17 protein-coding genes are annotated in these 22936 nt (G+C 66.5%); 14 read left to right on the plus strand and 3 right to left on the minus strand.

Translation table 11 applies throughout. The annotated features are described in order from the left end of the window. The first annotated feature begins 926 nt into the window (after nt 1–926). The 4 genes from ABIB49_RS11180 to ABIB49_RS11195 all read left to right on the plus strand — a co-directional run bounded on the left by ABIB49_RS11180 (nt 927) and on the right by ABIB49_RS11195 (nt 7670). Complete coding sequence (locus ABIB49_RS11180) at nt 927–2396, plus strand: glycosyltransferase family 87 protein (protein ID WP_282360042.1); 1470 nt, start codon at nt 927–929, stop codon at nt 2394–2396. Beyond that, nucleotides 2389–3828 carry a phytoene desaturase family protein gene (locus ABIB49_RS11185; protein ID WP_226775578.1) on the plus strand — a complete coding sequence of 480 codons (1440 nt, stop codon included), beginning with the start codon at nt 2389–2391 and terminating at the stop codon, nt 3826–3828. The genes ABIB49_RS11180 and ABIB49_RS11185 overlap by 8 nt, the downstream gene beginning before the upstream one ends. Before the next feature lie 127 nt (nt 3829–3955). Beyond that, a complete protein-coding gene (locus ABIB49_RS11190) occupies nt 3956–5944 on the plus strand; it encodes a penicillin-binding transpeptidase domain-containing protein (RefSeq protein ID WP_282360041.1) in 1989 nt (662 codons plus the stop codon). Between the two features lie 43 nt (nt 5945–5987). Then, nucleotides 5988–7670: an ABC-F family ATP-binding cassette domain-containing protein gene (locus ABIB49_RS11195; protein WP_226775580.1), complete on the plus strand. Its 1683-nt coding sequence runs from the start codon at nt 5988–5990 to the stop codon at nt 7668–7670. Nucleotides 7671–7730: 60 nt separating this feature from the next. On the opposite strand, the gene ABIB49_RS11200 is transcribed toward ABIB49_RS11195, so the two are convergent. Next, on the minus strand, nt 7731–8423 hold the full coding sequence (locus ABIB49_RS11200) for a GntR family transcriptional regulator (RefSeq protein WP_226775581.1): 693 nt from the start codon (nt 8421–8423) through the stop codon (nt 7731–7733). Nucleotides 8424–8568: 145 nt separating this feature from the next. Between ABIB49_RS11200 and ABIB49_RS11205 the strand changes: the two genes are divergently transcribed. Both ABIB49_RS11205 and ABIB49_RS11210 read left to right on the plus strand, forming a co-directional pair. Next, nucleotides 8569–10287, plus strand: a complete 1719-nt coding sequence (locus ABIB49_RS11205) for an L-lactate permease (protein WP_282360039.1) — start codon at nt 8569–8571, stop codon at nt 10285–10287. Beyond that, the gene (locus ABIB49_RS11210; RefSeq protein ID WP_282360038.1) at nt 10287–13112 is read left to right on the plus strand and encodes an FAD-binding and (Fe-S)-binding domain-containing protein; all 2826 of its coding nucleotides are present in this window, start codon (nt 10287–10289) and stop codon (nt 13110–13112) included. Before ABIB49_RS11205 ends, ABIB49_RS11210 begins: the two co-directional genes overlap by 1 nt. Nucleotides 13113–13212: 100 nt before the next feature. On the opposite strand, the gene ABIB49_RS11215 is transcribed toward ABIB49_RS11210, so the two are convergent. Beyond that, nucleotides 13213–13557 carry a toxin-antitoxin system YwqK family antitoxin gene (locus tag ABIB49_RS11215; protein ID WP_282360037.1) on the minus strand — a complete coding sequence of 115 codons (345 nt, stop codon included), beginning with the start codon at nt 13555–13557 and terminating at the stop codon, nt 13213–13215. Nucleotides 13558–13618: 61 nt separating this feature from the next. Here ABIB49_RS11215 and ABIB49_RS11220 point away from each other — a divergent pair, with 61 nt between their 5' ends. Further along, nucleotides 13619–14392: a DeoR/GlpR family DNA-binding transcription regulator gene (locus tag ABIB49_RS11220; RefSeq protein ID WP_282360036.1), complete on the plus strand. Its 774-nt coding sequence runs from the start codon at nt 13619–13621 to the stop codon at nt 14390–14392. After that, entirely contained in the window at nt 14389–15576 is a 1188-nt protein-coding gene (locus ABIB49_RS11225; RefSeq protein ID WP_282360035.1) for an MFS transporter, read from the plus strand. The genes ABIB49_RS11220 and ABIB49_RS11225 overlap by 4 nt, the downstream gene beginning before the upstream one ends. Here the strand turns inward: ABIB49_RS11225 and ABIB49_RS11230 are convergent. Next, the gene (locus tag ABIB49_RS11230; protein WP_282360034.1) at nt 15512–16225 is read right to left on the minus strand and encodes a phosphatase PAP2 family protein; all 714 of its coding nucleotides are present in this window, start codon (nt 16223–16225) and stop codon (nt 15512–15514) included. The two genes, ABIB49_RS11225 and ABIB49_RS11230, sit on opposite strands and share 65 nt — an antisense overlap. 50 nt (nt 16226–16275) lie before the next feature. Between ABIB49_RS11230 and ABIB49_RS11235 the strand changes: the two genes are divergently transcribed. The 6 genes from ABIB49_RS11235 (at nt 16276) to ABIB49_RS11260 (ending at nt 22757) form a co-directional block, all read left to right on the plus strand. After that, entirely contained in the window at nt 16276–17778 is a 1503-nt protein-coding gene (locus ABIB49_RS11235; RefSeq protein ID WP_282360033.1) for a bifunctional phosphatase PAP2/diacylglycerol kinase family protein, read from the plus strand. Between the two features lie 74 nt (nt 17779–17852). Further along, nucleotides 17853–18647 (plus strand): alpha/beta fold hydrolase, encoded by a 795-nt coding sequence (locus tag ABIB49_RS11240; protein ID WP_354157069.1) that lies wholly within the window; start codon nt 17853–17855, stop codon nt 18645–18647. A 140-nt stretch (nt 18648–18787) separates the two neighbouring features. After that, nucleotides 18788–19732 (plus strand): ABC transporter ATP-binding protein, encoded by a 945-nt coding sequence (locus ABIB49_RS11245; protein ID WP_226775590.1) that lies wholly within the window; start codon nt 18788–18790, stop codon nt 19730–19732. Nucleotides 19733–19735: 3 nt separating this feature from the next. After that, a complete protein-coding gene (locus ABIB49_RS11250) occupies nt 19736–20626 on the plus strand; it encodes an ABC transporter permease (RefSeq protein ID WP_354157070.1) in 891 nt (296 codons plus the stop codon). Nucleotides 20627–20657: 31 nt separating this feature from the next. Next, a complete protein-coding gene (locus ABIB49_RS11255) occupies nt 20658–21980 on the plus strand; it encodes a sensor histidine kinase (protein WP_354157071.1) in 1323 nt (440 codons plus the stop codon). A 24-nt stretch (nt 21981–22004) separates the two neighbouring features. Next, a complete protein-coding gene (locus tag ABIB49_RS11260) occupies nt 22005–22757 on the plus strand; it encodes a response regulator (RefSeq protein ID WP_253031678.1) in 753 nt (250 codons plus the stop codon). The last annotated feature ends 179 nt before the right edge of the window (nt 22758–22936 follow it).

Below are 22936 nucleotides of genomic sequence, written 5' to 3' on the forward strand. Positions count from 1 at the left end.
AACGCTGGATTCATAGTGTAATTTTAATTCTGACTCAAAGGCTTCCTGCCGGGGTCAAGGCGCAGGTCGCCCGGCCGATCAGCCGGAGCCACGGCACAACAGAAAAGGAGGTTGGGAGAAATGATTACTTTGACTAGCGGACGGATGTACCTCGTCACTGCCCCCCCGGCCTCTGTCGCTGAGCCGCGCCCGAATTTTGGCCCGACTGTCTCCTGAATTTTCTGCTCGCGGCCTAGTTTTTTGTAACTGGGCCCCCAGCCGGGATAACACCGCCACCGCCCGTCCCTGCGGTGGCGTGACAACGGACCAAACCGGACGGAACCACGTGGTTTCGCAGCATCCCTAAAGTTCGGAACCCAGCTTCTTGTTGGGGTTGCCGCTTTCCGCGCCCAGGAGCCACTTTTTCGCTTTAGCGAAATTCCTTAAAGAGCCTCGGCTTTTCCGTGCCCCATTAAGGCCCTTTCTTCCTTATTTAACAGAGGCCTTAATTGTCATGCCCAATTACTCCCTATTCCAGTAGCACCAATGAAAGGTCCATCGTGACTATCGCCAGTACCACTCCCCGGCCGCGCGGCGCGAACCACCGGAAGGAGGTGACCGCCATGAAGAAGAAACTCCAGAGACTACTGCAGCTGAGCCTCAACCCTGGCCCACGGCGAAAGACGCAGTTCAACGGCCCGCTCCTGGACCAGAAGCGGGAAGATGTCTTTCTTACAATGCACCGGATCGGGTTCATCCGCTGGGGCAGGTTCGCGCCATCGAAGGAGGACCTGGTGCCTGACAACGGAACTGATCCGCAAGGAGCCCACGCGGCGACGCGTGGGCTCCCCCGTTAACTGCCCGTTCAGGAAACACCGGCGCCATTCCCGCGGGCACCGGCCCTGCCCGGCGCGGTCAGGCGCCTCCACCCCGGTATGCTCAGGGACATGCAGGAGACTAAGCCGCCGGAGCACCGCAGACGTGTCCGGCTGGTTATCCCCAGCCGCAGCGATGCCCTGCTAAGGAACTTCACGGAGCTGGTCGGCGGACCGATGGGCCGCCGCTGCGCCCCCGGCGTCATTTCCCCCGGATTTTTTACCGTCGAACGCGTCCTGATCATGCTGACCGTCCTGGCAGCCGTGCTCGGCATCCTCATCAAGTCCTACTGCCGCACCAGCGGCTGGGAAACCCCTGGTCAGTTCTACGCGACCTGCTATTCGGACTTCCCTGAGCTGTTCAAGAACCGCGGGCTGGGAGACGGTGCCTTTCCCTTCATCACCCCAGGGACTTTTTTCGAATACCCCGTCCTGATGGGATTCATCGCCGGCAGCACCGCCGTGCTGGTACCCGGCGGGGGCGTTTCTGCGGCCCGGATTCTTGCCTACTTTGACATCAATGCCACCCTGATCGCCGCCGTCTGGATCATTACGGTGCTCGCCACGGCACGGATGGCCCGCCGACGGCGGTGGGACGCGGCCATGGTGGCGGTGGCTCCCGGTATTATCCTGGCCGGAACCATTAACTGGGACATGTGGGCGGTTGGGCTGCTGGCTCTGGGCATGTATTGCTTCTCCCGGAACAAGCTCGTGCTGGCCGGGATCTTCATCGGACTGGGCACCGCAACCAAGCTCTACCCGCTGCTGATCCTGGGGGCGGTCCTGCTCCTGGCGCTGCGCACGGGCAAGGTACGGGCGATCCTGGTGACTGCCGGCGCCGGCGCTGCCGCGTGGCTGGCAGTCAATGTTCCGGTCGCCGCCGCTAACACGGAGGGTTGGCGATACTTCTACCAGTTCACCGAGGACCGGCCTGCCGGCTACAGCTCGCCCTGGTTTGCCTACAACCTCGTCGCCGGCCGCCTCGGATGGCAACCCCTGCAGGCAGAGGCGATCAACACCCTCGCCCTGAACCTGTTTGTGCTCGCCTGTGTGCTGATCGCGGTGCTGGCCCTTGCAGCGTCCAGGCGTCCCCGGCTCGCGCAATTGGCGTTCCTGATTGTTGCCGCGTTTATCCTGACCAACAAGGTGTACTCACCCCAGTTCGTCATCTGGCTCATCCCGCTGCTGGCCCTGGCCCGGCCGAGGTGGCGGGACTTCCTGATCTGGCAGACCGTCGAGGGCCTGCATTGGGCGGCAGTCTGGATGTATCTCGGACAGGTGACGAGCGGTGGGGTCTCCCAGCACAATATTGATATGCCCTACTACGTCCTCGCGGTGGCCTTCCATATGATCGCCATTGGCTACCTGATGGTGCGGGTGGCGTGGGACATCTGGGACCCCGGCTATGACGTGGTCCGCCGCCAAGGCATGGATGACCCGCAGGGCGGCCCGTTCGACGGCGCGCCGGACAGGTTGCGGGTGGACCTGTTCCACCCCACTAAATCCGTTCTGCCCTGGCGTAAGGAATCAGCGGATGCCTGATGTCGCAGTTGTGGGATCAGGACCGAACGGGCTTGCCGCGGCCGTGACCTTGGCCCGCGCCGGACTGAAGGTGCACGTTTACGAGGCGGCGCCGACACTGGGCGGCGGCCTGCGCACCGGGGAACTGATGGAGCCCGGCCACTTTCATGATGTCTGCTCGGCAGTACACCCGATGGCCTTGGCCTCGCCTTTCTTCCGGCAGTTCGAGCTGTCCCGCCGGATCCGGCTGGAGGTTCCCGACGTTTCGTACGGGACACCTCTCGACGGCGGCCAGGCGGCCCTTGCGTACCGCTCACTCGAGCGCACCGCTGCCGGCCTGGGCCGCGACGGCGTGGCTTTCGCGCGGCTCATGGCCCCGTTGGTGGACCGTGCCGATGGCGTTACGGACCTGGCCTTGAACCAGCTTCTGCGCCTGCCCAAGGACCCGATGGCGGCGGCCCTGTTCGGTGCCCGGGTGCTGGAACAGGGCTCGCCGCTCTGGCGGGCACGGTTCCGGGAGGAGCTGGCACCGGCGCTGTTGACCGGCGTCGCGGCGCACGCAGTGTCTAAGCTGCCGGCCCCGGCGGCGGCCGCAGCCGGCCTTATGCTGGCGACGCTGGCCCACACGGGGGGCTGGCCCGTTCCGATAGGCGGATCCGCGGCAATCGCCCAGGCCATGGTGGCGGACATCAAAGCGCACGGCGGAGATGTGGAAACAGCTGCCAGGATCGGGTCCCTGGCGGAGCTTCCACCGGTCCGGGCGACGTTACTGGACGTGGCACCGCCGGGGCTGCTGGCTCTGGCGGACGGACGGCTCCCGGAACGGTACCGGCGCGCCCTGGAGTCGTTCCGGTTCGGCGACGCGGCCTGCAAGGTCGACTTCATCCTGTCCGGACCCGTCCCTTGGGCCGCGCCCGAACTGGCCGATGCCGGCACTGTCCACGTCGGAGGCACCCGGGCGGAGATGGCCGAAGCCGAAAACCTTGTCGCCGCGGGCCGGCATCCGGACCGGCCCTACGTCCTGGTCTCGCAGCCATCACGCTTTGACGCCGGCCGGGCACCCGCCGGCCGGCACATCCTGTGGAGCTATTGCCACGTGCCGGCAGGTTCCACAGTGGACATGGCCGAAGCCGTAACAGCCCAGCTGGAGCGCTTCGCCCCCGGATTCCGCGACCTCGTCCGCAGCCGCCACGTCACGACGGCGGCCGGCCTGGCAGGGTATAACGAGAACTATGTCGGCGGTGACTTCAGTGCCGGAATGATGGACCTCCGCGGGATCATCAGGCGGCCCGTCCTGGGCACCGCACCCTGGCGCACGCCGCTGCCGGGCGTGTACCTGTGTTCGTCCTCCACACCTCCGGGTCCCGGGGTGACCGGGATGCCGGGGTACCATGCTGCTAAATATGCCTTGAAGGACATATTCGGGCTCACGCTGCCTTCGCTCGCACTTTAGGCGTCACCCTCCAAGAGCCCGGCACAGGCCGGCCCAGGGTCCGCCGGCCTCCCGCTCCGGAACCCCTGATCGCCGGCAAGGACCATGTGACACGAGATTCTTCCGCTGGCCGGTGCATAATGGCGCGATGGGGAAATCATCAAAACTTTCACTTGCCCTGGTGGGGCTCATACTTGGCGGCTCGTTGGTGGGCTGCTCCGATGGCCGCGCCGGCGCGCAGGATGCGGCGAAACAGCTTGCTTCCGCTGTCGCGGCGCTCGACGTCGCGGCAGTGCCGTTCGAAGGCAAAGACTCCGGAGCGGCCAACGAACAGCTAAAAGAGGTGTTCAAGGCGCTGGATCCGGCCAAGCCTTCAGTCGTGACCGGCGAGCTGAAACTGGACAAGGACACCGCTACGATCCCGCTGGACTACAGCTGGAAGATCGGCACCGGCGAGTGGAAATACACCACCTTCGCCCAGCTCAAGAAATCGGGCGACAAGTGGCTCACCGTCTGGAACCCGGCGTCGCTGGTGCCCGAACTGGCAGACGGCGAAGTCCTCGGCACCATGTCCCAGTCGCCGGCGCGGGCTGACATCCTGGGTGCTGGGGACGCCAAGCTGGTTACCTACCGGCCGGTGGTGAACGTCGGCATCGACAAGCCCCGGCTGGGGACCGCCGATCCCGCAGCTTCCGCCACCCGGCTCGCCCAACTGGTGGGAGTCGACCCCGCCGCCTATTCCCAACAGGTCGCCGCGGCCGGTGCGGAAGCCTTCGTCCCGGCCATTACCCTGCGCCAGGACGGCCAGAGCATCACTGACGATCAAATTGCCGCGATTCCCGGGGCCCGGGCGATCGCTGACTCCCTTCCGCTGGCACCGACCCGAACATTCGCCCGCGCACTTCTGGGCACCGTGGCCGAGGCCAACGCCGAACAAATTGAAAAGTCCGGCGGGGCACTCAAAGCCGGCGACACCACGGGAACCGGCGGACTGCAGCAGCAGTACGATGCCCAACTCCGCGGCACCGACGGCATCCAGGTCTTCGCGGAAAAAGCCGGCCTCTCCGCCGAAGAACGGCAAGGGCTGCTGAACGGCGGACGCCGGGGCTTGTTCCAGGTGGAGATCACGCCGGGGACGGCGCTGAAGACCACGCTGGACCCGGCCCTGCAACAACTGGCCGAGGATGTTCTGGGCAAGGTCGCACCGGCGTCGGCCATCGTGGCGCTGCGGCCCTCCAGCGGCGCGGTGCTTGCCGCCGCTTCAGGCCCGGGAAGCAACGGCTACGACACTGCCATGCTGGGCCAGTACGCCCCCGGTTCCATCTTCAAAATCGTGGATTCCCTCGCCATGATCCGCAACGGTATAACTCCCGATTCGATCGTTGAGTGCCCCGCAACATTGTCCGTCGACGGCCGTACCTTCAAAAATGCCGAAGGCTATCCGGCGGCTTCCCTGGGTTCCGTGACCCTGCGGGACGCTTTTGCGCACTCCTGCAACACGGCCTTTATCAATGCCCGCGATACTGTCAGCCAGGCCCAGCAGGAATCCGCGGCCACCTCCTTGGGCGTGGCCGTGGAAGCTCCCGGTCTTGGAGCCGCCGCGTTCCTTGGCTCCGTCCCCGGGACCGCCGAAGGCACCGAGCACGCCGCGTCGATGATCGGCCAGGGCAAGGTGCTGATGTCTCCGCTGTCAGCGGCCATTATGGCCGGATCCGTCGCCAAGGGCGCCCCCGTTACCCCGCAGCTCGTGCTGAATCCCAACGCCGGCGACGATTCCACCCGGGCGGGTGCGACGGCCGAGCCGACGACGACATCGGCTGGCCCGGCGTCGTCAGCTCCGGCTCCGGCGAAAACCGCGGGGACGCCGGTGACCGCGGCCGAGGCCGCCTTGCTCTCGGACATGATGCGGGCCGTCGTGACCTCCGGACATGCAGGCTTCCTCGCATCCGTTCCCGGAGCGCCGGTGGGCGCCAAGACCGGGACCGCAGAGTTCGGCAAGGACGATCCACCCAAGACCCACGCCTGGATCGTGGCGGTGCACGGCGACCTTGCTGTTGCTGTCTTCGTCGAGGACGGCGGACTCGGCGCCACGACCTCCGGCCCGCTCCTGAAGGAGTTCCTTACCGCTGCGGGCTAGGGGCGCCCCCGGCGGCGCGTGTGTGCCGTGGGAGGATGGAAGGGTGGCTCATATTGACGTTTCCAACATCGATTACTTCCTCTCCGACGGCACACAGCTGCTCAACGGTGTGACCTTCAAGGTTCCGGACGGCACTAAAACTGCTCTGATCGGACCCAACGGAACCGGCAAAACAACGCTGTTCAGGATCATCTCCGGAGACCTTGTCCCGGACGAAGGTGTGGTCGGGCGCTCCGGCAACATGGGAATTATGCGGCAGTTCGTGGGTCAGGTCCGGGATGATTCAACCGTCCGTGACCTTCTGGTCTCCGCCGCGCCTCCCGCCCTGGCAGCCGCCGCCCGCACCGTCGACGAGGCCGAACTGGCGATGATGGAGCACGACGACGAGCCCACCCAGATGAAGTATGCCCAAGCCATTGTGGACTGGGGCGACGCCGGCGGGTACGACGTCGAAACGGTCTGGGACGAGGTCTGTATGGCTGCCCTGGGGCTCCCCTTTGACCGGGCGCAGCACCGGCCCGCGTCCAGCCTCTCCGGCGGTGAACAGAAGCGCCTGGTGCTGGAGGCACTCTTCGCCGGCCCGGACCAGTTGCTGCTGCTGGATGAACCGGACAACTACCTTGACGTTCCCGGTAAGCGCTGGCTCGAGGCGAAGCTCAACGAATCGAAAAAGACAGTCCTATTCATCAGCCACGACCGTGAGTTGCTCAACAATGCAGCGGGCCGCATCGTTACCCTTGAACCGGGTATTAACGGTGCCGGGGCCTGGATCCACGGCGGCGGGTTCGGGACCTACGTGGAGGCCCGAGCGGACCGGAACGCGCGCTTCGAGGAGCTCCGGAAGCGCTGGGACGAGGAGCACGTGAAGCTCAAGGAACTTGTCAACATGTACAAGAACAAGGCCGCGTTCCGCTCGGACATGGCCAACCGCTACCACGCCGCCCAGACCAGGCTGGCGAAGTTCCTCGAAGCCGGCCCGCCCGAGGCGCTGCCGATCGAGCAGAACGTGCAGATGCGGCTCAAGGGCGGGCGCACCGCTAAGCGCGCCGTCGTCGCCGAGAAACTGGGCCTCACCGGTTTGATGAAGCCGTTCTCGACCGAAGTGTGGTTCGGCGACCGAGTCGGCGTCCTGGGTTCCAACGGCTCCGGCAAGAGCCATTTCCTGCGTCTGCTGGCCACCGGCGGTACCGACCCGGAGCGGGAGCACCTGCCGGTTTCCGACGTTGACATCGCCGAAGTGCCGCACGACGGAACGGTGAAGCTGGGCGCCCGCATCCGGCCCGGTTTCTTCGCCCAGACGCACGTCCGCCCGGACCTGCTGGGCAAGACCCTGCTCGAAATCCTGCACCGCGGAGACGAGCACCGCTCCGGGATGGGGCGCGAAGCCGCCGCCGGTGCACTCGACGGATACGGCCTGGCCCCGCAGTCGGAACAGAAGTATGAATCCCTCTCCGGCGGCCAGCAGGCCCGCTTCCAGATCCTGCTGCTGCAGCTCTCCGGCGCCACATTGCTGCTGCTGGACGAACCTACGGACAACCTGGACCTGCATTCGGCCGAAGCGCTGGAACGCGCCATCAACCACTTCGAAGGCACCGTCCTGGCGGTGACGCACGACCGCTGGTTCGCACGGACCTTCGACCGCTTCCTGGTCTTTGGCTCCGACGGCAAGGTCTACGAATCGGCCGAGCCCGTCTGGGACGAAAAGCGCGTCGAGCGCGCCCGCTAGCCACAAGCCCGCGGACGGAGTTCCTCGACGCGCCTTCCCTTGCTGCAGGTTTTGCGCCAACTACTCCGTAAACAGCCCGGACGGCTGTGCAGCCTCCGGGCCGGCGGTTCCTCCCATGGCAGCGACCAGCCGCTCACGGGCGCGCCCCAAGTGTTCGTCGAGGAGGACGGCGGCAGCCTCGCCCTGTCCGGCCCCGATCAGCTCGAGGATCCTCTGGTGTTCGGCCTGGATCAGCGCGGTGTCCAGGAGGTGGAGGGACTGAATCCGGACCATGCACAGCCGCACCTCACCCACGAGCGAGCGGTACATCCGGCTGATGCGTTCGTTGCCCACGGCGTCGATCAGGCTGGTGTGGAACCGCATGTCCGGTTCGACGACGTCGAGCGGAGCGCCGGTCTGAACCGCCGCGATGTCGCGGTTGGCCTGCACCGCCGCGGCCGGAACCTCCCGCGCGGTTGCGAGCCGGCGCAGCACTTCGCTTTCCAGATACGCGCGGGCGAGATAGATGTCCCGCACGGAATCCGGGCCGAGTTCGACCACCCGGGCGGTTTTGTGGGTCCCGCGGTCCAGCAGCCCCTCGCCGACCAGCTTCTCGATTGAGGCCTTCGCCGTCGGCCGCGCCACGTCGTAGGAGGAGGCGACCTCCGACTCCGTCAGGGCGTCCCCGGAGCCAAGCGCACCGGCAAAGATCCGGTTTCGCAGATCCGAGGCGACCGCGTCCACGATCGAGACTGCTGCAATTCGGCCAGGCACCGGAGCTCCCATTCCGCCAAGAGTTTCTTGATTCAGTCCCAATCTTGCCAGACAAGACAACTGGTCAGGCTTGACCAACATGTGCACTTGTAAGACAATCGAAGGGCGCCACGGTGTTGTGACGCCTAACACAATCTGGAGACTCATGTTTCAGCAGATCCTCGATCCCATTGCCGGGTCCCTGGTGATTTCGGCCCTTTGCGCGGCGCTTCCGCTCGTCCTGCTCTTCGTCCTACTCGGCGTCTTCAAGGTGAAAGCCCCCAAGGCGGCCCTGGCAAGCCTGGCCTTGTCCCTCCTGCTGGCCATCGTCGGCTGGCAGATGCCGGTGAACCAGGCCCTGAGCGCCACCGCGGCCGGCATTTTCTACGGACTGTTCCCGATCCTGTGGATCCTTGTCAACGCACTCTGGATATACCGGCTCACCGTGGCCACCCCGTGGTTCGAAGTGCTGGGACGCACCATCCGTTCCATCTCAAACGACCTGAGGATCCTGTCAATCCTCATCGCTTTCTGCTTCGGCGCCCTGCTGGAATCCCTGGCCGGATTCGGCGCGCCAGTGGCAATCTCCGCCGCCATGCTGATGGCAGCCGGCATGAAACCACTGAAATCAGCAGTGGTCTCGCTGCTGGCCAACACCGCTCCCGTCGCCTTCGGCGCGATGGCCGCGCCCATCATCGCCCTGAACGGCGTCACCGGCTTGCCGCTGCATGATCTGTCCTCCATGGCCGGCCGCCAGACGCCGTTCATCGCACTGATCGTGCCGCTGCTGCTGGTGTTCATCGTCGACGGCCGCCGCGGCGTCAAGCAGACCTGGCCCGTGGCCCTCGTGGCAGGCGCCGCCTTCGGCGTGGCCCAATTTGTCACGTCCAACTTCTTCGCCGTTGAACTGACTGACGTTGTCGCCGCCGTCGTGACCGTGGCCGCGGTGCTGCTGATGCTGAAGTTCTGGCAGCCGACAGAAACTGTCGGGATGGACGGGTCCGCCGAGAGCACCCCGGAGGCTGTGCACGCCGCTGCTGCCGCAACGACCGGAAGAACTTCCCGGGACGGCGGTTCCGCCGCCAAGGGCTCCGTGGCCGCCGCCCCCGGCACCGGGGTTCCGATCGATAACTCCCGGCCCGAACCCCGGCAGATCTGGATGGCGATCGCACCCTACCTGATCATCATCGCGGTGTTCTCCGTCGCCCAGCTTCCGGCCGTCAAAACCTGGCTTGGCCAGGTCGGCAGCGTGACGTTCGCCTGGCCGGGCCTGGACATCACCGATTCGGCCGGCAAACCGGTTGCGGCCACCAAGTTCAAGCTCGACCACCTCAAGGCGACCGGCACCCTGCTGCTGTTTTCTGGGCTGATCACCATGGCGCTGTACAAGATCACGGCATCCCAGGGCCTGCGCATCTACAAGGAAACTCTGGTCCAGCTGCGCTGGACCATCGTTACCGTCACCGCCGTCCTGGGCCTGTCTTTCGTGATGAACCTGTCCGGCCAGACCACCACCCTGGGCTTCGCGCTGGCGTCAGCGGGCGGCTTCTTCGCCATCCTCTCGCCACTGATCGGATGGATCGGCGTCGCCCTGACCGGCTCCGACACCTCCTCCAACTCCCTGTTCGGCCAGATGCAGGCCACCGCAGCGGCGCAGACGGGTCTGTCTCCGGTGCTGATGGCCGCCGCCAACTCCTCCGCCGGCGTGATGGGCAAGATGCTGTCGCTGCAGAACTTGGCCGTTGCCGCCGCGGCGGTGGGGCTTGACGGCGCCGAGGGGACCCTGTTCCGGAAACTCATCGGCTGGAGCCTGGGGCTCCTTGCGCTCATCACCGTGCTGATCTTCCTGCAGTCCACCCCCGTGCTCGGCTGGATGGTGCCCTGATGGCTCCCCTGGATTTGGCTGGCCTCCGCTCGGCAGTGCAGGACCCCGCCCAGGTGAAGACCCGGGCGATCGACCTGCACGCGAATGCCCATGACGCCTCGCACTTCCTGCTGATCCCGCAGGCCGTCGTCACGGCCGGGAGCGCCGCCGACGTCGGCGGTCTGCTGCGCGCCAGCGCGGCCCAAGGAGTGCCGCTGACTTTCCGCTCCGGCGGCACCAGCCTCAGCGGGCAGGCAGTCACCGATGGCGTGCTCGTAGACGTCCGACGCAACTTCAGGGACATCGAAGTGCTCGACGGCGGCGCGCGGGTCCGGGTCCAGCCTGGCGTCACCGTGCGGGCGCTCAATGCGAGGCTCGCCCGCTACGGCCGTAAATTCGGGCCCGATCCGGCCAGCGAGGCAGCGTGCACCATCGGCGGGGTGGTCGCCAACAACTCCTCCGGCATGAACTGCGGCACCGTGGACAACACCTACCGCACCTTGGAGTCGCTGACCGTGGTGCTGCCCTCCGGCACCGTGATCGACACCGCGGCGGCCGACGCCGACCAGAAACTCCGTGCCCTCGAGCCGGAACTCCACGAAGGCCTGGCCCGGCTGGCCGCGCGGATCAGGAACAACGCAGACTCCGTGCAGAGGATCCGGCAGCAGTTCTCCATGAAGAACACCATGGGCTACGGCCTGAACTCCCTGCTGGATTTCCAGACCCCGGTGGACATCATGGCCCAATTGATCGTCGGGAGCGAAGGCACCCTGGGTTTCGTGGCCGAAGCGGTCTTCCGCACGATCCCGCGGCTCCCGCATGCCGCTGCGGGCCTGCTGGTGTTCCCGGACCTCGAGGCGGCCAACTCTGCCCTGCCCGCCCTCGTCGCGACGGGTGCCGCCACCGTTGAGCTGATGGACGCGTTGTCGCTCAAGGTGGGCCAGACACTCAAGGGAACGCCCGCCGTCGTCCAGGACCTGGTGGTCCGGGACCATGCCGCCCTGCTTGTGGAGTACTCCGCGGGCAGCGCCGGGCACCTGGCCGAACTCCAGGGCCAGGGCGAGGGCGTCCTCCACGGACTCGGGCTTTCCGCCCCGGCCCGGTTCACCGGCGACGCGCGGGAACGCGCCCAGCTCTGGCAGCTCCGTAAGGGCCTCTACGCCTCGGTCGCCGGCGCGCGGCCCCAGGGCACCACTGCGCTGCTGGAGGACATTGTGGTCCCGGTCCCCGTGCTGGGGCGCACCTGCCGGGAACTGATCCGGCTCTTTGACAAATACAGCTACAGCAACAGCGTGATCTTCGGCCATGCCAAGGACGGGAACGTCCACTTTATGCTCACGGACGGCTTCGCCACCGCTGCCGAACTGGACCGCTACAGCGCCTTTACCGAGGACATGGTGGAGCTGGTCCTGGCCGAGGGCGGATCACTAAAGGCCGAGCACGGGACTGGGCGCGTCATGGCCCCGTTCGTACGCCGGCAGTACGGTGATGAACTCTACGACGTCATGCGCACCATCAAGCGGCTCTTCGACCCCGCCGGGATGCTCAACCCGGGCGTATTGATGGATGAGGATCCGCTGGCGCATCTTCGCCACATCAAGACGGCGCCGCCCGTCGCGGAGGAAGTGGACCGCTGCGTCTCCTGCGGCTACTGCGAGCCGGTGTGCCCCAGCAAGGACATCACGCTTACGCCGCGGCAGCGCATCGTCACGCTGCGCGCCATCGAATCCGCGCGGCTGGCCGGGGACACGGCACTGGTCAAGGAGCTGGAAAAGGACTACGAGTACGAGTCCGTGGACACCTGCGCCGTGGACGGGATGTGCCAGACGGCCTGCCCGGTGGACATCAACACCGGATCGCTCGTGAAACGCCTCCGGACGGCTGACGCCGGCCCGCTCGCCAACGGTGCCTGGAACGCCGCCGCGAAGCACTGGGAGGGCGTTACGCGCGGCGCCTCCCTGGCGCTGACGGTCGTCAACAAGCTCCCGGCCGCTGCCATCTCCCCACCCAACCACGCAGCGCGGGCAGTGTTGGGCTCAGACACCGTCCCGCTGTATTCCGCCGAACTGCCCGGCGGCGGTTCGGTGCGGAAGCGTCCGACGCCGCCGGGCCCGGTTGACGCCGTCTACTTCCCGGCCTGCGTTGGCACTATGTTCGGACCGGCAGGAGCCGGTCCAGACGGTCAGGGACGCGGCGTCCAGTACAGCTTCGAACAACTCTGTGTCCGGGCCGGGCTCACCCTCCTCGTACCCGAAGGCGTCGATGGCCTGTGCTGCGGGACGCCCTGGTCCTCGAAAGGCATGGCGGCGGGCCAAAGAACGATGAGGGAGAAGACCTTGGCCGCCCTCCGGGAGGCGACCCGGGACGGGGAGCTTCCAATCGTGTGCGACGCGTCCTCCTGCACCGAGGGCCTGCGCCAGGCGGTGGAATCGGACGCACCCGCGGCAGGGCAGCGCGCCCTGCGGATGCTGGACGCCGTGGACTTCGCCGCGAAACGGATCCTGCCCCGGCTGCCCGGCCACGAGAAGCTGGAGTCACTGGCGCTCCATCCCACCTGCTCGTCCACCCGGATGGGCCTCGACGATGCCCTGGACGCCGTCGCCGGCGCCGTGGCGGACCGGGTTGAGATCCCGGAAAACTGGGGCTGCTGCGCGTTCGCCGGGGACCGGGGCATGCTGCACCCGGAACTGACAGCGTCGGCGACCGCGAAACAGGCTGCAGAAGTGGCCGACATGGAAGCCGCCGCCCACGCCTCCTGCAACCGGACCTGCGAACTGGGCATGACCCGGGCCACGGGCGCCCAGTACAGGCACGTGCTCGAGTTGCTGGAAGAGGTCACGCGGTAGACAGAACGCTCCCTCCTTTCCTGCACGTTTTGCGCCAACGCTTTCTCACGGGATGGGAGAGCGTTGGCGATTTTCGTGCGAAACGTGGGAGAGCGTTGGGCTATTTGAAGGTCTTGCGCTTTGTTCCGGTGCCGTCCGGGGCGTAGGTGATCCATTCGCCGGTCTTCCGTCCGACGTCGAAGGATCCCTCGTCCAACAGCTCGCCGCTGCGGTGCCACCGCTGCCAGAAGCCGTCCTGCTGCCCGTCCCGGAATGCCCCCTTCTGCACCAGTCCGCCTCCTTCGCGGTACCAGACGCAGTCGCCGTTGAGCCGTCCGCGACGGTAACCGGCCTCGGCTTTAACTTGGCCGCTGCGGAAGTAAAAGACCCACCGGCCGTGGCGTTCGCCGTCCAGGTACTCCCCGGCGCCGGAGACCCTGCCGTCCGTAAATAGTTCTTCAGCCATAACGCCAGAATACATTTGCGCACGACGTGATCAAATGATCACGCTCGGTTATCATTTATACATGGGGACTGAGGAGCGCCACCGCCGCATCGGAGCACTGTTGCGGCACCAGGAGCATGTAACGATCGATGAGCTGATGGGCGCCGTTGGTGCCTCCGGGGCGACGATCCGCCGTGACCTGGATGTCCTGGCCCGGCACGGCGTTCTCCGCCGGGTCCACGGCGGTGCCCGGAGCCTCGTACTCGGGGGCGGATACCCTGAGTACGGCCAACGCGAAATCGAGGACCACGCCGTGAAGGTGCGGATTGCGGCCGGCGTCGCCGCACTGCTCCCGGACCGCGGGCACGTCTGGGTGGACAGCGGCACCACTGCCACCGCGGTGGCCCGCCAGCTGAGGCTGCGGCAGATGACCGTGATGCCGATGTCGTTGCAGGCTGTCAGCGCGTTGACCGAAGGGGGCCCAGCTGCCGGCCGTCATCCCGACCTGCTGCTGCCCGGCGGGAGTTTGCTCGCCGGCGAACAGTCATTCCGCGGACCCATGACGGAATCGAACATCCGTTCGCTGCGGTTTGATGCAGCCGTCCTCACGCCCTGCGCACTGAACCTCCGGGATGGGATGATGGCCCACGACCTCGACGACGCGGCGGTAAAACGCGCTGCAGTAGAGTCCGCGGCCCGGGTGATCGTGGCCTGCTGCGCAGCGAAATGGAACGCCACCGCCGTCGCACTTGTCGCGTCGCTGGATGCCGTGGACGTCCTCGTCACGGACCATCAGTTCAGTGCCGGAGACCTTGACCAGCTCACCCAACACTCGGTGGAAGTAGTGATCGTATGACCAAGACGGCAACCCGCCCGCAACTCAACGCCGCCGCAGCGGCCACCTTCCTGATCTTCGGAATTAACGGGCTGGTATTCGCCAGCTGGGCCGCCCGCATCCCTGCGGTGACGGACATCCTTGGCATCTCCTCCGGGCAGATGGGGACCCTGTTGTTGTGCGTGGCGGCGGGATCCCTGGTCGCCCTGCCCACTGCCGGCCACGTGGTGGGACGGATCGGGACAGCGAATGCCGTGCGCGCCGCCGGCCTGGTCGCGGCTTTTGCCGGCGTCGGCGTGGCGCTGGCGCTGCTGGCCGGCTCCGTGCCGGGAACCGCCGTTGCACTGTTTTTCTTCGGTGTGGGCATCGGCCTGTGGGACGTGTCCCAAAACATTGAAGGCGCCGACGTCGAACACCAGCTGGGGCGAACCATCATGCCGCAGTTCCATGCAGCCTTCAGCGGCGGCGCGTTCCTCGGCGCCCTGATCGGCGCTGGCCTGGCGGGTCTGGGTGTCGGGCTTCCGGCGCACCTGCTGGTGATTGCCGTCATTGTCGCCACACTGACGGTTGTTGCGCCGCGCTATTTCCTGCCGCACCTCCCGGCACCCGCGGCTGGATCCGGGGAGCGAACGGAACCCAAGGGGCGCACGGCCTGGCGGGACGGTCGGACACTGCTGATCGGTTTGGTGGTGCTCGGCGCGACACTTACCGAAGGCGCCGGCAACGACTGGATCGCGAAAGCCGCCGTCGACGGCCTGAAGGCCACAGATTCCACCGGTGCGCTGCTTTTTGCCGCCTTTGTCCTGGCCATGACCGCTGTGCGGTTCTTCGGCGGCCGGGCGATTGACGCCTACGGCCGGGTACCCGTGCTCCGTGCCAGTATGGCGGCGGCCGCCGCAGGGCTGGGGCTATTTGTGCTGGCCGGGAATCTTTGGTGGGCCACGGCGGGCGCGGTGCTCTGGGGTGCAGGGGCCGCACTTGCGTTCCCGATGGGGATGTCGGCTGCGGCTGACGATCCCAGGCATGCCGCCGCCCGTGTTGCAGTGGTGTCCACGATCGGGTACATCGCATTCCTGGCGGGGCCGCCGCTGCTGGGCTACCTCGGAGACCTGGTCGGCATCCGGGTGGCACTGCTGACCATCATGATTCCAATTCTTGGGGCACTGCTGCTCGCCGGCGCCGCGAAGCCCGCGCGCGCCAGCTGATTAGCCGGCGGGCATCTGCATTTTCCTGAATGCAGATGTTCCGGCAGGACAGCCAGAGCAGGAGCACCACCGGGACGGCCAGGCATACGCTGCCGACCGTGTCCACGAGCCAGTGGGCGGACAGATACGTGCGGCTGACCATCATGGCCAAGACGCCAAGACCAGCAAGCACCCCGGCCCAGGCGCGGCCCAGCAAAATTGCCACCACCACCAGGAAAGCGGCTGTACTCGCAACGTGGCCGGAAGGGAATGATCCCGTGTCGGTCAGGACAATGGTGTTGGCGGGCCGCTCGCGGAGGATGGCCGCCTTGAGGATCTGGGTAAGACCAAGGACAACTATCCCTGCTGCGGCGGCGAAAACTGCCGTCCGCGCGCGCCTTCGCAGCAGCAGGGCCACGACGAGCAACCCGTGCAGCACCAGGACGCCCCGGTAGCCGGCCAGGTTGAGGAAGCCATTGAGCCCGTCCCAGAACGGAGCGCGCAGGGCGGTGACCGCGCCGGCCCAGCCTTCGTCCAGGGACTGAAACGGGGGATGCTGGACGTCCGTGAGCAGCATCCCCGTCAGTACTGCGCCCAAGGTGAGCAGGGCCGTACTGGCCGCCAGCACGCGGCCCGCGGACAATCGCTGAGGGTCCAGCACTCGGGTCATCGTCTCATCCTAGCGAAGGGATCGTCCCGCCCGGGCAGTAAGGTGGTCGGATGCGAAGCATGCTGAGGAAGGCGCCGGGGCGCGTGGGAAGAGTGGACCGCCGAATTGTCCGTGCGGTGGCCGGCCTCCCCGGGGGAAATTACGACGAGTTCTTCCGGCGGCTTTCCGCGGCAGCGAATAACGGCAGGTTGTGGATAGGCATTGCCGCCGTGATGGCACTGTTTCCGGGGCGGACCCGTCGTGCTGCCGTCCACGGGGTGCTGGCGCAGGCCGTTGCCTCCGCAGTCACGAACCTCGGATTCAAGACGCTGCTGCCGAGGGCACGTCCGCTGCCGGAGCACCTTCCGGCCTTCAGGTTTGTCCACCCCCAACCCAAGAGCTCGTCCATGCCCTCGGGCCACTCGGCCTCTGCCGTCGCGTTCGCCCTTGGCGTCGGTATGGTCCGGCCGCCCCTCGGAGCCGCGCTCGCGCCGCTTGCCGCGGGCGTCGCCTACTCCCGTGTTCATACCGGCGCGCACTGGCCCTCTGATGTGTTTTTCGGCTCGGCGATCGGGGCCGGGGCTGCCCTGGCAGCCCGGAAATGGTGGCCTGTCCGGCCGCCCTTCCCGGCCATCCGCCGGAGTGCAGCGACAGTCGCCAAGCTTCCGGAGGGTACAGGTCTGGGTATCGCTGTGAATACGCTGGGCGGCTCCTACGCCGCGGAAACCGCGGCGGCCCTGCACAAAATATTCCCCAAGGCGCATATAAAGGAAGTTTCCCAGGACGAAGACCTGGCGGAGGAGATTGCGCGGGTCGTTGGCCAGCCCGGTGTTGTGGCCCTGGGCGTCTGGGGCGGTGACGGAACCGTTGGAACGGCCGCGGCTGCCGCCGTCGAGCATTCCCTGCCGCTGCTGGTCCTGCCGGGGGGAACCCTGAACCATTTCGCGCGCGACGCGGGCATTCCAACCCTCTCCGAGGCGGTGGAAGCCGCGACCCGGGGGGAAGCGGCCCGAGCGGACCTGGGCTTGGTGGCAGTGGAACGGGGGCTTCCCGGTAACCCCGAGCAGGTGCACGTGACGATGCTCAACACCGCGAGTATAGGCCTCTACCCGAACCTGGTTCGCCGGCGTGAGCTGTTGCAGCCGGCGCTTGGCAAACCCTTGGCCGGCATCGTCGCGATGTTCCGGACCTTCGCGGCCGGGACCCCCACCAGCCTGGTCGTCGACGGCGTACGGCACAAAGTCTGGATCCTGTACATCGGCCGCGGACGTTATTATCCCCGCGACCATGCCCCGCTGGTTCGTCCGGTCCTTGACGACGGCGTCTTCGACCTCAGGATGATCACGGCCGACGAATCGTTTGCCCGGTTGCGGCTGCTGTGGGCTGTTTTGACCGGGACGGTCGCCACCTCGCGCATAACGCACCTGTCCGAAGCCACCCGGATCCGGGTGGAACCGGTGGATTCGACAATGGTCCTCGCGGTCGACGGCGAGGTTATGCCGGCGGTCCGGACCGTCGAGTTCTCGGTGCGGCCGGGCGCCCTGACGTACTACTCCCCGCTGACTGAACGCTGACGCATTTACCGGCCCGCCCGGCATGGACCGGCGTAGTCTGTGAGTGAGTCCTGACCGGCCTGAAGGGATAAGCCATGCAGCCAGTGCAGCAGTCCTCCGTCCAATCCGCAGACGGCACCAGCATTGGCTTTGAGACCGCCGGGGCCGGCGAGCCGCTGATTTTCGTCACCGGCGCCTCGAATGACCGGATGGCCGCGGCGCCACTGGCGGCGGCGCTCAGGGACAGTTTTACCTGCATCAGCTACGACCGGCGGGGCAGGGGCACCAGGGGGGACACCCGGCCCTACGACATCCGCCGTGAAGTGGAAGACCTTGAGGCGCTGCTGGGGCTCTACGGCGGCCGCGGCCACGTCTTTGGGTACTCATCCGGCGCCATCCTGGCCCTTCGGGCTGCCGTGGACGGCCTCGACTTCCAGACAATTGTGCTTTATGAGCCTCCGCTCTTTATGGCCGGCGGCACTCCGGCCTCCACCGTTGAACATGTCCGGCGGATCGAAGAGCTGGTGGCCGGGGGCAGGCCCGGTGACGCCGTCGAATATTTCCAGACCGTGGTCGTGGGGATCCCCCCAGCGGCTCTGCACGGCCAGCGCAAGGCACCCTTCTGGTCGGGAATGGAGGCCATCGCCCAGACGCTGGCTTACGATCAGGCCATCTGCGGCGACCCGTACGTGAGCGTAGAGGCACTGTCCCGGGTCTCGATCCCCAGCTATGTCCTGAGCGGCGACGCAACCTTCCCCGGACTGGCCGAGGCTGCGAAGGCCGTAGCCGCCATGATTCCCGGCGGCGTCTGGCGCAACATCGCCGGCCAAGGACATGATTTGTCGGCGCAAGCCCTTGCTCCGGTTTTCCGGGAGTTGCTGGGCCGCTGACCGGCGCCGGGTCGACTCAGGGTCATCCTCCCGGACTACCCTGAGTGGACCCGGAATCATCCCTGAGACCGGTGAAACCGGCGGTTGGCCTCGGTAGCGTGGTGGGTACACCAACCACTCCTACGCAAAGGACCGCTTCCATGATCGAAGCACGAGGCCTGACGAAGGTATACGGCGATAAAACCGCCGTCGCCGGAGTCAACTTCACTATTGAAGCCGGCAGGGTCACCGGATTCCTGGGCCCGAACGGCGCCGGCAAGTCCACTACCATGCGCATGATCATGGGACTGGACCGTCCGACGTCGGGCACCGTCACCGTCAACGGCACCCCGTTGGCGCGCCACGCTGCACCGCTGCGCGACGTTGGGGCGCTGCTCGACGCCAAGGCAGTCCACACCAGCCGCTCCGCCTACAACCACCTCCTGGCCATGGCCGCCACGCACAGCATCCCCAAAAAGCGCGTCCACGACGTGATCGAGATGACGGGGCTGGCGGACGTTGCCAAGAAAAAGGTCGGCGGCTTCTCGCTTGGCATGGGACAGCGGCTCGGGATTGCCGCGGCACTTCTCGGCGACCCGCAGACCATCATCTTGGACGAGCCCGTCAACGGACTGGACCCGGAAGGCGTTGTCTGGGTCCGCAACCTCGTTAAGTACCTCGCGTCCGAGGGGCGCACGGTCTTCCTCTCCAGCCACCTGATGAGCGAAATGGCAGTTACCGCCGACCACCTGATCGTGATCGGCCGCGGCCGGATCATCGCCGACGCGCCGATCCAGGACATCATCACCGGCAAGGGCCAGGTCCGCACGCGTGTGCGCACGGACAGGCCGGACCAGCTGATGCAGCTGTTGGCCTCTGACGGCGTCTCCGTGGAACTGCAGGACAACGAACTCCTCGAGGTCTCAGGCCTGGATCCCCGCGGGATCGCGCGCGCTGCCCTCGACAGCCACGTCCTGATCTACGAACTCACCCCGCTTCGGGCCAGCCTCGAGGAGGCATACATGGAATTGACCAAGGATGAGGTCGAATACCACTCGCTGATCACCGCGGGCGCTGCCGCCCCCGTCCAGACCGGAGGCAACTAAGCCATGAGCTCAACAACCCTCGAACCCTCCCGCCGCGGCGCGCATGCAGGCGCCGGTGGCGTTGCGGCCGGCCAGAAGTCCAGCACCGGCCCGGGACCGAGCTTCTTCCGGGTCCTGAATTCCGAATTCATCAAATTCCGCACCCTCCTCTCCACCCTGATCCTGCTTGCATCCACCGTCCTGGTGATGGTTGGCTTCGGTGCCCTGTCCGCGTGGGGAACGGGACAGTTCTCTGAGGCGGCCTCCCGGGACCCGCAAGCGGCAGCGGCGTTTGCCGCGCAGGGCGGAGATCTCGCCGTCGGCGTCCCCACATCCGGCATCGCATTCGCCCAGCTCATCCTGGGCTCGCTGGGTGTGCTGCTGATGAGCTCCGAATTCACCACGGGCATGGCCCGCTCCACCTTCGCCGCCGTCCCCAAGCGGATCCCGGCCTATGCCGCGAAACTGCTTGTTGTTATGGTGACGGCGTTTGTGCTCACGGCGGCTTCCGTGTACCTGGCCGGCCTTGTGTCGCTGCCGATCCTTGGCAACTACAACCTTAAGTTGGACCTCGCCAGTTCGCAGTCGGTGAAGATGATGCTCGTCAACAGCGCCTACATCGCCGCCGTCGCCGCTATCGGCATGGCACTGGGCTCGCTGGTCCGCAACTCGGCCGGGGGCATTATGAGCCTGGTCGGGCTGTTCTTTGTGGCTCCGATCGCCTTCCAGCTGATCCCCGGCGATTTCTTCGTCGAAGCCCGCAAGTACCTCCCCGGCAACACGATCGACCCGATGATAGCCGTGCAGCACGTCCCGGACACGCTGGAAGCCTGGCAGGCTGCCCTGGTCCTGGGCGCCTGGGTCGTCATCCCAGTGGTCCTGGCCGCCGTGGTGCTGAAACGGCGGGACGTCTAGCCTCCGCCGGCCCAGCGTCTAGGCTCAGAACATGATCGATGCAGTTCCTGTGAAGGACGCGCCAGCCGGCCCGGCTGACGCGTCCTTCGCCGAAATCACCGACCGCCGCCGGGGGCGGTTCCGGCGCTACCTGTTTCAGCATCCGCGGGTGATGGATACCGCTGTGGTGCTTTGCTACCTTGGACTGGTCATTCCAGCGGGCGTCGAGTCAGCGCACGACGGCGTGTGGCCGGTTGTGGGACTGCTCGCGGCGGGCGCAGGGGCGCTCTTCTTCCGGCGAAGCCGGCCGGTGGCGGTCTTGGCCCTCGTGGCCGTGCTCGACCTGGGTGTGACATTGCTGCATCCGTGGGGTTCGAACGTCTCCGCCGGACTGTGGTTTGCGCTCTACTCCGTGGCGGTGGCGCGCAGCCGGCGGTTTGCCCTGTTATCCCTGATGTCGGCTACTGCGCCGCTGGTGATCCCCTACGTCCTGCTGGCGGTTGGGCCGCTGGACGGCAGGTTGCCGGACACAGGTGTGAACACGCCGGAGAACTTCCAGCTGATTAGCAGCATCGCCTCCGGCGTCAGCATCACACTCTCCAACGTTATTGCTACCGGGATCGGAATATCCGTCCGGCAGCGGCGCGAGCACGAACAGGAGATTGCCGCCTGGGCCGTTCGGGCCGCACGGCTCGGATCGGCCGCCGAACGCAACCGTATCGCCCGGGAAATGCACGACGTCGTGGCGCATGCGCTCACGGTCATGATCAGCCTTTCGGACGGCGCAGCCGTGGTCATCAAAAAAGACCCGGTGCGGGCGGCCGATGTCCTCGGGGAACTCTCCAGCACCGGGCGCACCGCCCTGGCGGACATGCGGCGCGTCCTCGGTGTGCTGCGTGACGAGTCGGCCACCGGGCAGGCTCCGCGCGAACCTCTCGTGACAGGTGACAACCTGGGCAAATTGCTGGCGGGATTCCGGACCGCCGGACTCCCGCTGCACTACACCCACACCGGTCCCGCGCTGCCCCTGGACACCGCGTTCCAGCTAACGGTCTACCGGATCGTGCAGGAATCGCTGACGAACGTGCTCCGCTACGGCCGGTCGCTGGGCCGGGTGGACGTGATGATTGCCCGGGACGGTTCCACCGTCACCATCGAAGTTGTGGACGATGGCAAGGGCAGCCTGGACGCCGGCGGTTCGGCTGCGGCCCGGGGGATCCTGGACTCCCCCGGAACTGTGGGCACCGGCCAGGGCCTGGCCGGAATGCTGGAGCGGGCCAGATTCTATGCGGGCACCGTGGAGGCGGGACGAAGCGGAGAATACGGTTGGCGAGTGCGGGCCGTCCTGCACTTGAACGGCGACAACGGAAAGTAAGTGCATATGAGTCAAGGGGAACCGATGGGCGAGACTGCACCGATCCGCATCCTGCTGGTGGATGACCAGCCGCTCCTGCGGATGGGATTCCGGCTGATCCTGGAGGGCGAAGCCGATCTGGAAATTGCGGGCGAGGCGTCCGACGGAGCCGAAGCAATCCGTCAGGTCCGTGACCTTCAGCCCGACGTCGTGCTGATGGACGTGCGGATGCCGGTGTTGGACGGAATCGAGGCCACCCGGGCCATCACCGCGTCCGGAATCCACTCGAAGATCATCATCCTCACCACTTTCGACCTCGACGAATACGCTTTTGCCGGCCTCCAGGCCGGCGCTTCGGCCTTCCTGCTCAAAGACGTCGCTCCCGCTGAACTGATCAGCGCCGTCCGGGTGGTGGCAAGTGGTGACGCCGTGGTGGCGCCGCGCATCACCCGGCGGTTGCTGGAAACGTATGTCCGCAGCGGCGGTGCCGGCACGGGCGGCGGTGCTGCAGGCAGCGGGGTGGGCCCGGGCACACCCGGTCCGGGATCCCCGGCCGGGGCCCGTCCGGTCAAGGATCCGCTGCTGGAGGACCTTACGCCGCGCGAAAACGAGATGCTCGGGGCGATGGCCGAGGGACTCTCCAATGCCGAGATTGCGCACCGGTATTTCCTTTCCGAAGCCACCGTCAAAACACACGTGGGCCGGATCCTGACCAAACTGCACCTGCGCGACCGGGTCCAGGCCGTGGTGTACGCCTACGAGACCGGCCTGGTGGTGCCCAGCAACCCCGACTACTGAGCCCGCGGTGAGCGGCGGGCGGAGGCCTGTTTGCTTGAAGCAGTGGTTTCAGACACACGGGTGAATTGCCTAGGGGGCAACTTTCATTGCCCTCTAGGCCTTGGTGTTGGGGTAGTGCCCCGCCTGCCCACCCGTCATTTGTGGGATTGCACAGGACAGGCGGTCCTGAGTCCGGTTTA

This window comes from Arthrobacter sp. UYCu512 (assembly GCF_040547075.1).
Lineage (GTDB): Bacteria > Actinomycetota > Actinomycetes > Actinomycetales > Micrococcaceae > Arthrobacter.

Coding starts and splice junctions, on each gene's coding strand:
- ABIB49_RS11255 (WP_354157071.1), top strand. CDS start 20,658: ATGATCGATGCAGTTCCTGTGAAGGACGCGCCAGCCGGCCCGGCTGAC.
- ABIB49_RS11180 (WP_282360042.1), top strand. CDS start 927: ATGCAGGAGACTAAGCCGCCGGAGCACCGCAGACGTGTCCGGCTGGTT.
- ABIB49_RS11235 (WP_282360033.1), top strand. CDS start 16,276: ATGCGAAGCATGCTGAGGAAGGCGCCGGGGCGCGTGGGAAGAGTGGAC.
- ABIB49_RS11215 (WP_282360037.1), bottom strand. CDS start 13,557: ATGGCTGAAGAACTATTTACGGACGGCAGGGTCTCCGGCGCCGGGGAG.
- ABIB49_RS11260 (WP_253031678.1), top strand. CDS start 22,005: ATGGGCGAGACTGCACCGATCCGCATCCTGCTGGTGGATGACCAGCCG.
- ABIB49_RS11185 (WP_226775578.1), top strand. CDS start 2,389: ATGCCTGATGTCGCAGTTGTGGGATCAGGACCGAACGGGCTTGCCGCG.
- ABIB49_RS11230 (WP_282360034.1), bottom strand. CDS start 16,225: ATGACCCGAGTGCTGGACCCTCAGCGATTGTCCGCGGGCCGCGTGCTG.
- ABIB49_RS11245 (WP_226775590.1), top strand. CDS start 18,788: ATGATCGAAGCACGAGGCCTGACGAAGGTATACGGCGATAAAACCGCC.
- ABIB49_RS11250 (WP_354157070.1), top strand. CDS start 19,736: ATGAGCTCAACAACCCTCGAACCCTCCCGCCGCGGCGCGCATGCAGGC.
- ABIB49_RS11220 (WP_282360036.1), top strand. CDS start 13,619: ATGGGGACTGAGGAGCGCCACCGCCGCATCGGAGCACTGTTGCGGCAC.
- ABIB49_RS11190 (WP_282360041.1), top strand. CDS start 3,956: ATGGGGAAATCATCAAAACTTTCACTTGCCCTGGTGGGGCTCATACTT.
- ABIB49_RS11205 (WP_282360039.1), top strand. CDS start 8,569: ATGTTTCAGCAGATCCTCGATCCCATTGCCGGGTCCCTGGTGATTTCG.
- ABIB49_RS11240 (WP_354157069.1), top strand. CDS start 17,853: ATGCAGCCAGTGCAGCAGTCCTCCGTCCAATCCGCAGACGGCACCAGC.
- ABIB49_RS11210 (WP_282360038.1), top strand. CDS start 10,287: ATGGCTCCCCTGGATTTGGCTGGCCTCCGCTCGGCAGTGCAGGACCCC.
- ABIB49_RS11225 (WP_282360035.1), top strand. CDS start 14,389: ATGACCAAGACGGCAACCCGCCCGCAACTCAACGCCGCCGCAGCGGCC.